Here is an 11,131-nt window from a genome sequence, read left to right as displayed (position 1 = left end):
CAGGGCAACCGCATGAGTGCTCACTAATTAATCATGCCACTAAAACCCGCAGTTAGCACAGCTTCCAGATAGCTGGCTTTCATCCAAGCCCGTTTTTGCTTGGCGGGTATGCTGCCTTTTGATGACTCTGCCCGCAACATGTTTAGCGCTAAATGGCGTAGCATCGACCAGTTTTCGGCACCGTGATTCTGGTGTATCTGGCAGTCGTCTTCACCCATGCTGACATCCAGTACCCAATGTAAGCTGTTCTCTACAGCCCAGTGGGAACGTACTGCTTCGGCTAGTTGCTTCTCACTTAATGGTGCGGAGCTGATATGGTAGCGATACGTCAGTTCAGGTGCTTTGCCTTGTTGTTGGCGGAAGCTCATGCTCATGCCAAGCGTCTTTAACTCAGGCCATTGCGGGAACGCTTTGCTCACCTCATCAGCACTTAACACATGGTATGTCCGGGCTTCTATGCGACCCCGCTTTTGCTCGAAGGTTAAGCCACCAAGTGGTGCTTCCCGTGTCTCAGTAAACGCATCCTCGACTGCTTTACAGAGCTTGCCCTGATTGCTTTTGAGTGTGAACAGGTAATCACCACCTTGCTCGACTATTTGCTCTGCGATGCTGGTCTGGCAGCCCATAGCATCAATTGATACCAAGGTGTCCTGAACATCAAGTAACTGAATAAGCTCAGGGATTGCTGTAATTTCGTTCGACTTCTCTGAGGTTTTAACCTGACCTAAAACGACTTTATTGGTGCAGGCAAACGCGTTGACCATGTGTATCGTTGATTGGCGGTCACCGCGCTGGTAGGAGCTTCGCAGCGTTTTACCGTCAATCGCAATCAATTGTCCTTCGGTGCTTTCATGTACAGCCTGCATCCAGTTGATAAAGCAAGCTCTAAACTGCTCTGGGTCGAGACGCGAAATGGTACGGGCAATAGTGTCATCAACGGGGACGCCATCGCGCAAGTAACCATGTTGCTGGAACCAGCCAATATGACCGTCGGCATAGTCCCGGATATCGCTCCACCCTTCGGCTCCAGCGACGACACCACATAAGGTGATAAACAAAATATCCTCAAGTGGATAGGTCACTTTTGCTGATTGACGCGTGTCAGATAATTCCCCAAAGTGGGTGGTGAAGGCTTCGATATACATGGTTTTACTCCCCAAAAAGAGAGTATAAGATCACGACTAAACCGGATCGTCAAACTGATCGTTTAGTTTCCTCCAACTGGTTAATAAATATTCACGATCTCACCCTGGGATCTAGGACACTTATCACCTATCGCTTTTAGTTTCTCAGATGCTTTTTTAGCAACAATTGACAGGTGATTTTGCGCACTTGCGCGCTCTAGATCGTATTCCTTAAAACCTTCTATTGTCAGACGACTTGGTGACAACTGTGGGCCATGAAACCTTTCCATCCCACACAATATTTCGGGGTTTTCATTTAGAACATGAGTGAAAAAAGTTGTCCCTGAGCGAGGAACGCCGGTAACTAAAAACAGTTTTTTATTCAAGCGAGTGCTACCCATAAGTTGCAATTTTTCAAACCTTTACCGCAATAAAAGTTAGTTAAAGGGCGTGTAGGTCTGTACGTGAGAAACGATGCTACACTTATGAAGTAATTACAAGATAGACATTCGCCTACCAGGCTAAAAATATTCAAATTTTCGTTACCAAACTTGGCAATGTTTTTTCAGAACTCTAAACTCTTAAGCATTTGCTTACTGCAAGCATTTAAACTTAGCGAAGGTGTTGAGGTCAATTTCAGCGATTCGTTTTATCAAGAGATTGTGTTCACATGAATCATACAAACAAACCTAAAAAGAAAGTGCTTATTCACTTGGGCCATACCAAGTGCGGTTCTACTACAATTCAAAATTTTTTAAAGATTTACAAGCAAGAACTAGCTGAAGCGGGTTACTTAGTACCTAGTGCATCTAAAGTTAACGTGGAAGATCAGGGAATAACAGCGTATGCAGGTTTGGCCAGGTCATTAGAAAATTACCGAAAACACCATCAGCTTTCAGACTTTGAATATAATGATTTCGATTCTTATTTTGAGACAAAGCTATTGAGAGAGATAAACGAGAGCGACGCTCACACTGTTATCTTAAGTCATGAGGGATTATTTCCCAGAGATGCGAAGGCTATGCAAAAAGTAGTTCACTTGCTCTCGCTTTTCTCAGATGATATTAACGCATTGGTAATTTTAAGGCGACAGGATAGATGGGCAATAAGTTCTTACAATACAAGACTTACTGCGCATGGAACAGCAAATAAAAACATTTTAGTAAATGATATGGGGGGCGTTCACGGCCTGAATTATTATCATAAGTTAAAGGAATGGGCTACCGCTTTGGGGGAGCATAAGCTTACTGTTTTTGCATTTGAGGACTACAAAGACATCTTACTGCCTTACATGGACTATTTAAACTTTACGCCAAAAAGTTACTCACCTCTTAAAGCCAACCCCGGAATGTCAGCATACAGTCAAGAAATTATCAGAATGCTCAACGTACAAGCTAAGCGAACTGGAATTGAAACATCATCCCAAGTTGCGTTGAGAAAACGTTTACGGAGAATTCTGCCCACGGGCTTGCCAACGCTACCATCGAAGGATGATATAGATGCTTATATGGATAACTTTATCCAGTCAAATTTACAATTAAAGAATGGTTTTTTAGACGAAAACTCAGCTTTTTTCAGTGATATTCATGAGTATAAACGCGACTGCAATCGCCCACTTTTAGACGAAAAAGAAGTTGAACAATGGATAAAAAAGATTGAAACTCTGAATGATTAGATACCAACTGAGTGTTGATAAGTGAATTATACTGAATTAAAGCGCAGGATTGGTACCGTAAAAGCCAGTAATTACGACATTACAAGCTTATGTAACCTGCGTTGCGAGGGTTGCTTATACTTCTCGGGTGATGATTATAAAAAACATACTGAAGAAGATCCAAAAGAAAAATGGCATGAGTTTTTTAAATCAGAAGCCGAACGGGGGGTAAATTTCGCTTATTTGGCTGGCGCAGAGCCTTCACTTGTTCAAGATCGAATAAAAGCTGCAGAATCGTATATTCAGCGAGGTGCTATTTTTACTAATGGCACAAAAAAAATTGACTCAAGCATTAATTACAAAATTCACATCTCTATTTGGGGCGCTGAAGGTAGCCAAGAATACCGGGGTAAAGACTTAAACTTGCGGGCATTATCGAATTATCAAAGCGACCCTAGGGCGCTGTTCGTGATGACTATTAATGCGCTTAATATTAATGAAATATTAGAAGTCGCAAAGCTATGCGCAGAACACAATGTTCCACTTACGTTTAGTATGTTTTCCCCATCTGTTGAGTACCTGAATGGTATTAATAATGAAAATACGTGGGCTATAAAATCAGATTACCTCAGGTTTAGCACAAGTAACCGAAACTTGATTATCACTGATGAAAATCGAATGGAAATTACGAAGGCCATTGCTAATGCAGAAAAACTTTTCCCCGAAACCATAGTTTACAATTGGGATTATCATGAATGGCTTTTTTCTCCCCTTCCCCTTTATAAATTGGATGTAAATGGTATCGCCATTAATTGCGGTAACAGATTAACACCAGACGACAGACACTATACTGTTAGCATGAAACAGTCTGATGGAAAGTGCTGTATGCCCAATATAGATTGCTCTCAATGTAAAGCCTATGCACCTTCTCTTGCAACTTATCTTAAAAGAGTCCCGAGAATCAGGAGTCAAGAATTTAAGACGTGGCTAAATGTGTGGGATTTTTGGGCTAAGCTGTTCATCCACGAGTATGGTCAATGATGAACTTTGAAGCAAAGTTGAATAGAAGGACTGTCTAACGTGTTGTTGGAATCACTTAAATCTAAGTATGAAGACAAACTCTATTGGGAGGTTATCGAAGCAATAAGGGCACTACCTGACGGTACCCTATATAGTCCTGAATATACTCGCCTTCTCCTAAAGAGCTACGAGCAAGTTAAAGCGGTTCACGAAGCAGAGTTGCTTTTAGCAAACCACCCCCTAGATGATTGGCAGACTCAAAATATAGCTGCACATTTTTACTTCAAAACAAAAAATGAAACGTCTTTAACCAATATTTTAAGAAAGTTATCTAACAACGATTCCGCCCCTACCCTAGTCAAATTAGCTCAAAACGAAAATCTAGCTGTCCTTCAGTCTAACTGGCTATCTGCACTACATTTTAATGAAGCCACATTGGAGTACTATACAGATAAAAATATACCGAAGAGGGCAGTATTAAACGGGATAGAATACGGAATTCGATTGCTCAACACATCAAAACTTATAAAACGAATTAAACTTGCTGAAGATGAACCTAACGTTGAAATATCGCTAGATGAAGTACTGCATATAGCAACAATAACCGGAGAACAAAGCTTTTTTCATATAGCCGCAGCGCTTATAGTTCTGAACGGCTCGCAGAGCCTGTCCACGGCGGCTGTTTCTATTCTCAACGCTGCTTTAGCAAATATTCCTCGCCCCCAATTGATTCAACTAAAAAACGAATACCCTGAAACGATAGAATTAAGCTTCATCAAGCCAAACATAAAGCGAAGAATGGGTATAGCGTTAACTGCTCAACAGTTCAAAGCGTTGCCACCCCGTAATAAAGTAATGCGGCTAATTGAAAAATCAGACTGGACTTCCGCACATCAAGTGTTGATTGAGGAAAACATAGAGCCTGACGAAAAACGCGTACTACTTAACATGTTAAAAGAGCTAGAAGGTGGTCAAAGTTCTGAACCTAAGATATCAAATGAAACTGTTTCGGTATATGAATCTGAATACCGAACAAATAATGTGATAATCTGCTTTTCTGGTATTAATGGTTCTTACTTCGGTTTGACAGATGCAGCGTTAGACCAGTTGCTGTCGCAGTTTACTTGTCATCGAATCTATATCAAAGATACTGAAAGAAAGTTACATCTAAATGGTTTTGGCAACACTTCAAGTTTTGAAGAGGCCGGTGAATACATCAATACTGTGTTATCTAAAGAGTTAAACATAGCAAAGCCCTGTATAAATGTGCTTACAACATCTGCTGGCGGTCTCGCCGGGTTTCAATACGCTCAAATTTGGAAAGCTCAAGCCGTTGTTGCATTTTCTCCGCCAATATCAGTGTTCTCAGAGTTTGAAAATAGAGGAAAGGCGGTAATAAGGAGGCTCACACAAGGGTTTCCGAAAGAAAGGTTAGATTTTGCTAATTTTATCAAAAGTAAGCCTGTTCTATTTAACGCCGCTCATATTCTTTATTCCGCAAATCATCTAGTTGATCACAAGCATGCTACCGAATTCGAAAAAACTTCGGTCAACGTAAAACTTCACCCAATCGATTCTACCGAGCATAATGTCTTGAGGTATCTATTAGATAACAATTTGGCTAAAGCTACCGTAGCTGACCTACTCGAACTTGAGTAAATAAAAAACTGCCAATTTATGTATATGCTTGTGAGCGTCGGTGTTAAAGGAAGTTGATGGCAAGTGACATTTTGGGAATATTTAATTAGTTAACTCATCAAGCAGTTCCGTATAGCCTAAATGCTCAATCAGTTGCCAGTCTAGCTGCTCTTTTACATAACGAATATCACTGGCATCATATTCATTCATGTATTCATGTTGAGTGTAACGACCTTTATTAAAACTCTGATTCGTTTGGTATTCATCAAAAGTTGTTATCTTTTCCGCATCATTGATGCGTTTCACTTCTCTATTTGGTACTAAAAACTCTCCCGGCTTAGGGGTTAGCCCCATCTTAGTAGCTGCGCGATCTGTAATAATCTCTGGATTGTCGACTAACCACTCATAACGAATATGTACAAAATCATTATGTGACCAGTAGTTCCAATTCAACATAGTCCAAAAGTCGATAGGGTTAGCAAATCGCAATTGCGGCGAGTTAGGTTGGCCTTGATCAAACACAATAATTTTGCTGCGAAGGAATTGCTTAAATTCCGTTGGCGCTATCAGATTACGTTGCACGGTTAAATGGTACTTAAACAGTGAAGATAAAAATGAAAACGGGTTTTTAGTGATAAAAAATGCTTTTTCGTAATCAAAACGATATTGTGCATTTGAATCAGCAGAAATTATCGGTAGTAAGCCATGCTTCCAGCCAAATACATTATTTTTAACTTCACAATTATAGTTTTGCTCTAGTAGGGTTTTCGCGAAATTTGTACCGCTTCTGAAGCATCCCATCATCGCTATTTTAACTTGAGACATAAAAAATTCCGCTATTTGGTTACTTTTTTAGCTTACTCTGCCAAGCAGCTAATTTATCTTTTATAAAGGTACCTTCAGGCTTTAATTTACTCGCAAGGGTCATAAGCTGATACGCTAGACCAAGCTGCTGATTTTCGAGAAATAGTGCAGCATTTCTAATCTCAGTCACTTTTTCCTTAGCCTCTTTACCAAGCATGACTAGCTGTTGCTGCTGCAACAAAAATTGGATATCTGTTTTGCAGTTGTAAAAGTCTACACTAGTTAGCTTGGTGCTTAGCTCAGGAAATCGCTGCAGTAACGCCTTCATTTGGTCGGTATTTGCGTCGCCAGCATTATGTGTAAGGTATAATGCCGATTCCTGAGTACCCTCTATAGTTTTCATTTGCATAGATGTGGCTATGGGCAGCACCACAACCGGCGTATTCTTTAGCCACGTCATCGCCTTAAACCACAAGTCATCTGCATGGGGAGCAATACTCATAAATGCGCTTTCGTTAGTAACTTCTTGGTGAAAACAACCCGGTGGGTACAATACGCCCCCATAGCCAATAGGTATTAAGCAATGCGCCCCAGATATGGCATGGGGTTGGGATATAAACTGCCAGGATGGATAAGGCGCCACGGTGCACTCTTGACGATTTATAATCCGCCCTCTTGCAGCAATCACATGATCTGGGTATTGAATGGAGTAATTGTAGAGCTCCTCGATTAAACCCACTGGGTATTCAAAATCGTCGTCAACCGTGATGATGGTTTCATTTGGAAATAGCCTTAACGCAGGAACTAGCTTTTTGTAACTTCTTAAGTTAGGACAAAAGCGTATTTCAAAAGAAGCGCTTGATATTGCTTTGAGCGATGCTGGTACGGTAGCTGATGCAAACTCGTTTTCGTCCAGCCAAAGGACGATTTTCTTGGGCAGTAAGCTTTGGTTGAGTAACGACCTAATCGTATGATGAACAGTTTGTGTGCGCTGCCCGTAGGTAGTAAGACTAACAATAAGATCAGCTTTTTTCTTCTTAAACAAAATCTACACCGTTGAATATGAATATAAAAGCTTTATAACTTTATATAGCTTCCAGAGTTGGCAAATATTATCACATAAATTGAGTTTTGGGTTTAAACATCAATTGCTCTCTTTACCCATAAAGCTGATCAGCAAATTCTCTCAATTTACTAAGAATAAGTTTGCCATTAGGCCTGTATCTTCTGGCCTCCCTCATAAAATAATAGGCCATTTCCAAGTTGCCTATCTGCTCATGAAATAGCGCTAACTCTCTCAAAAATAGCCCATTATCAAGCCTGGCCGTCAGTTTTAGTCTCCTCCTGAAGCCCTTGATTTGCTCATCAGATAAGCTTTGATCAGGTAGTCTGTTAAACCTGTCAGCCACAGAGCGTTTATTCCGAAACATTAAACGCCACGCACGCGGAATTGCACTGCTTTTTGGAGAAAAGTAATTAAATGCCTTTCCAACCTCACTTTCTCTGAGTTGTGGGTGTGCATTGCTGGTAACTACCTGCTCCAATTTTACGAACAGTTGCTTGTCATACTTATTAACTGTTTCTAGAAGCTGAATTGCCTGAGCTTCACTCAATTGTTGTTTAAAGGTTTCTGCTTGCTCTGATTGCTTTACATTTTGTAAAAAAGCTTCGCCACTCTCAACTTGAATATTCTTAAACAGTTCTGCTAAAGCCGCTATTGTTAATGTTTTAAACTCTTCGTATTGCGGGATGCTGTATAACGAGAATTTTTTAGTTGTCTTGCTATATCGTTGAAGAAAATCATCCAGTTGATAGTGCAAAACATTGATTGGTACCAGGTTAAACCAACGTTTAAATTCCAATGCAGAAAACGAATATGATGGATTAACCACCTTGTCAGAGGCCTCAGGTGATAACTCAGGAGCAATAACCGACAGAAAATCGTTTACGATGCTTCCACCTTTAAAAAACTGGTTTCCAAACAAACGTACCGTTAATGCACTCCCAGGTTTTCCTTTTATCGTATCTCTAAGTTTGTAAAGGCGAGAGAATGATACTTCAGATGGAGCGGTGATTTTGGAGCAATTGAAATGTCGCTTGACTGACTGATTATAGAGAGACTCAGCACACTCCATTGGATTTCTTAAATAGAAAATGACTTTTACGCATTCAAAAAACGCTAATATTGGCTCGAATCGAGCAATAAATGCCTCGGAGGATAACAATAATGTATTAGCTCCTTTATGCTTTGCTTGCTCCAGTAAACCCGAGGCTTTTTCGTGACTGAATATAAGAGATCCTGACGCATCCGTACTAAATACGGCATCTACATTACCTGAACTCACACCGTTCTTATCCAAAATGTGGGGGGGGTAGTAGATCCCATGCCGGAGTAATTCCGGAGCCCGTCTTAATAACGATTGTTGTATAGCTGATGAACCGGTTTTTCCTGGCCCCACGTGAATAAGTATTCGCATTAAACAGTTACGACCTTTTCTGACTGGCCTTTATTATTCTAAATTCATTCAGCTTTTGGTTAATCACCGGGCCCTCCGGATGCAACTGATGCGCGACCTCCATTAATGAAATGGCTTCGTCAATATTTTGCGACGAAGCATCAATGGCAAGATCCCGTATTAGCCTGAAATTTTCTGGCTGTTCAGCTACCAGTTTAGCGCGATGCTGGCCAAATACCTCTACGACCTGATGTTGATAAACGCCCCTGAACATTTGCATCATAGTCGGATAATCTGTTTCTACAAAACCCGGCAACTGACTCATTGAATCATTAAAACGCCGCTCCACATATCCTTTGGCTTTGTCCAGCTGTTCCGGTTTGACATTGCTAATTAAAAAGTCGCGATAGGATGCCGCATATTGCTTATAAGAGGCTTCAGGAAAATCGACTTCTACAAACCAATTGTTAGGCACAGGCAACCCATGCCGATTAGTTTTATAGGGAAATGTTTCCCCTGGCCGCCCCCGGTATAACAAGGAAATATACTCTTCCACCGAGCGGTGCGCTCTATGATACACGAACGCATCTTTTAAGCTTTGTAGCTCTTCCGCAACGGCTTGTATAAGGCTTTTCCTGGCCGAAAAAGGGTGTCCGTCGGCCAATACATGATTTTGCGGGGCAGCGAATAGCGGAACATGATGCCGGAGTTCTATAACCGGTGTATTAATTGGAAAGAGTGTTTTTACCAATGGGGATAAATTGCCACCAAGCTTTTGCGGAATGGGAGAAAACTTTGGCAAATTTCCCAAATCATTTAACCACTCAAAGGAAATTACACTGTCCGGTTTAAAGCCAGCTATGTACTCTTTTATAGTGGTGGAAAAATCTTTTGGCATCCAGAATTCATCAATGTCCAAAAATAAAATATGAGTGAACCCCCCTTGACTGAGGCATTCGTCCCATACCTTATTATACACAATAAACTGGATATGTTTTTTGGCACCAGGTGGGCATTGGTCGATCCAATCTGCTTTATGCCAACTTACTGACGGATTATTTTTGCATATGGAGTCGAGCACCTCTGCGGAGTTGTCTGATGTTCTGTTTATATGAATTTCAATGTCATCAAATCCAAAGTAAAGGTGATGATATACCCACTCGTTAAAATATGCAGCTTCGTCCTTCGCTATCGCAACCAGCTTTACCTTAATATCTGACGTAGCGCTCTGGTTCTTGGAATTATTTTGCCAGTGCTTCATTATACTCTTTAATTTTTGCATTAATTACAGGGCCTTCGGGTCTTAGAGCTAATGCCTTAGACATAATTCTTCTTGCTTCAAAAATACTAAATGCTTCCGCTTTTAAGGCAAGCTCCCGTATCAATTCAACCTTATCTGAATAACGGCTGATGAGCTCATCATGGTAAGCTTCTATTTTGTGGGTAACAGAAGGAATGTTTACATTAGCGAATAACTTTAGCATCTTGCCATGCGATTCGGGCAGAGAGTTTTCGAGAGCGACAACGGCTTGCGCAAACCTTTGCAGCACATACTCTTCGCCACTGGCTTTTAGTTGGTTTATATTGCCGCGTTGCATAAAAGACTCTCGCGCTTGCTCGTAACGCTCAAACCCTGAATTGTTCAAGGTATAAGTCACAAGCTTCTCAGAGGAGCCAGGCAGCCCGGAACGATTGGTTTTTAATGATACATCTTTGTATCCAGGTCTGCCCCGATAGAGTGAAGAAACATACTCAGTTGGCGACCTTAAACACCGGTGGTAGACAAATGCAGGCAACCCAACGTGACGGGTTGAGTGTTCTTTGATACTGGGATCTTCATTAAACTTTGTGCCATCTGCCATTATGTATTGGTGCTCTTTTAATAACGGCTGATGTGGCCTGGCCATTTTTAGTGCTGATTTAACCGGAAACACTGATTTTACAAGTTTCAATGGTATACCCATTATTTCTTTTCTTAACGGGCTAAAAACGTCGCTTGTCGGATAGTCATTAATCCAACAAAAAGAGATGCCGACGTCTCTACCAGCCTGTTTAATAAAATCAGAAATTTTAACGTCTGGATTCTCGTGTAACCAGAACTCATCAATATCAAGATACATCAAATGCGTGATATCAGAGTTCTTATCATCTATTATTTTTTGATAGGCCAAAGCATAGGTAATATATTGCATTTTGGTATGGGCGCTGCCCGGTACCATATCCACAAAATCGGAGCGATCCCAACTTATCCTCGAATCAAGAGCACTTAATTCTTCGAGCAATTCAACACTTTTATCACGAGTTCTGTTTATATAGATCTCTATCTCAGCAAAACCTGCATACAGGTGATGAAATATCCAATCGGCCAGGTACGCACACTCATCTTTTGCAATTGCAACTAATTTAACTTTTATTGCTGAATTTCTAGACGACAC

Annotated in this window: 10 protein-coding genes; 3 read left to right on the top strand and 7 right to left on the bottom strand. The window is 40.9% G+C overall.

Annotated features, from left to right (window positions below):
• Positions 1-23 precede the first annotated feature (23 nt).
• Together C6Y40_RS09015 and C6Y40_RS09010 are read right to left on the bottom strand one after the other, a co-directional pair.
• On the bottom strand, positions 24-1,145 hold the full coding sequence (locus tag C6Y40_RS09015; RefSeq protein WP_105933256.1) for an ISAs1 family transposase: 1,122 nt from the start codon (positions 1,143-1,145) through the stop codon (positions 24-26).
• 80 nt (positions 1,146-1,225) lie between these two features.
• On the bottom strand, positions 1,226-1,510 hold the full coding sequence (locus C6Y40_RS09010; RefSeq protein ID WP_170308450.1) for a sulfotransferase: 285 nt from the start codon (positions 1,508-1,510) through the stop codon (positions 1,226-1,228).
• A 284-nt stretch (positions 1,511-1,794) separates the two neighbouring features.
• Between C6Y40_RS09010 and C6Y40_RS09005 the strand changes: the two genes are divergently transcribed.
• The 3 genes from C6Y40_RS09005 to C6Y40_RS08995 are packed head-to-tail and all read left to right on the top strand — an operon-like array spanning position 1,795 to position 5,457.
• A complete protein-coding gene (locus tag C6Y40_RS09005; protein ID WP_105934308.1) occupies positions 1,795-2,799 on the top strand; it encodes a hypothetical protein in 1,005 nt (334 codons plus the stop codon).
• 21 nt (positions 2,800-2,820) lie between these two features.
• Positions 2,821-3,819 (top strand): hypothetical protein, encoded by a 999-nt coding sequence (locus C6Y40_RS09000; protein WP_105934307.1) that lies wholly within the window; start codon positions 2,821-2,823, stop codon positions 3,817-3,819.
• Positions 3,820-3,858: 39 nt separating this feature from the next.
• A complete protein-coding gene (locus C6Y40_RS08995) occupies positions 3,859-5,457 on the top strand; it encodes a hypothetical protein (protein WP_105934306.1) in 1,599 nt (532 codons plus the stop codon).
• A gap of 81 nt (positions 5,458-5,538) precedes the next feature.
• Here C6Y40_RS08995 and C6Y40_RS08990 read toward each other — a convergent pair whose 3' ends face one another.
• The 5 genes from C6Y40_RS08990 to C6Y40_RS08970 all read right to left on the bottom strand — a co-directional run bounded on the left by C6Y40_RS08990 (position 5,539) and on the right by C6Y40_RS08970 (position 11,131).
• Positions 5,539-6,261, bottom strand: coding sequence for a hypothetical protein (locus C6Y40_RS08990; RefSeq protein WP_105934305.1), 723 nt, complete (start codon positions 6,259-6,261; stop codon positions 5,539-5,541).
• 19 nt (positions 6,262-6,280) lie between these two features.
• Complete coding sequence (locus C6Y40_RS08985; RefSeq protein WP_105934304.1) at positions 6,281-7,285, bottom strand: hypothetical protein; 1,005 nt, start codon at positions 7,283-7,285, stop codon at positions 6,281-6,283.
• A gap of 112 nt (positions 7,286-7,397) precedes the next feature.
• Positions 7,398-8,717, bottom strand: a complete 1,320-nt coding sequence (locus C6Y40_RS08980; RefSeq protein ID WP_105934303.1) for a hypothetical protein — start codon at positions 8,715-8,717, stop codon at positions 7,398-7,400.
• Between the two features lie 7 nt (positions 8,718-8,724).
• Positions 8,725-9,957 (bottom strand): glycosyltransferase family 92 protein, encoded by a 1,233-nt coding sequence (locus tag C6Y40_RS08975; protein WP_170308449.1) that lies wholly within the window; start codon positions 9,955-9,957, stop codon positions 8,725-8,727.
• Positions 9,938-11,131: a glycosyltransferase family 2 protein gene (locus tag C6Y40_RS08970; protein WP_105934301.1), complete on the bottom strand. Its 1,194-nt coding sequence runs from the start codon at positions 11,129-11,131 to the stop codon at positions 9,938-9,940. The genes C6Y40_RS08975 and C6Y40_RS08970 overlap by 20 nt, the downstream gene beginning before the upstream one ends.

Origin of the sequence: Marisediminitalea alba, from assembly GCF_002993365.1 — a bacterium.
Classification (GTDB): domain Bacteria; phylum Pseudomonadota; class Gammaproteobacteria; order Enterobacterales; family Alteromonadaceae; genus Alteromonas; species Alteromonas alba.
Note: the sequence above shows the minus strand (reverse complement) of the source record. Positions and strands in the feature narration are given on the sequence as shown.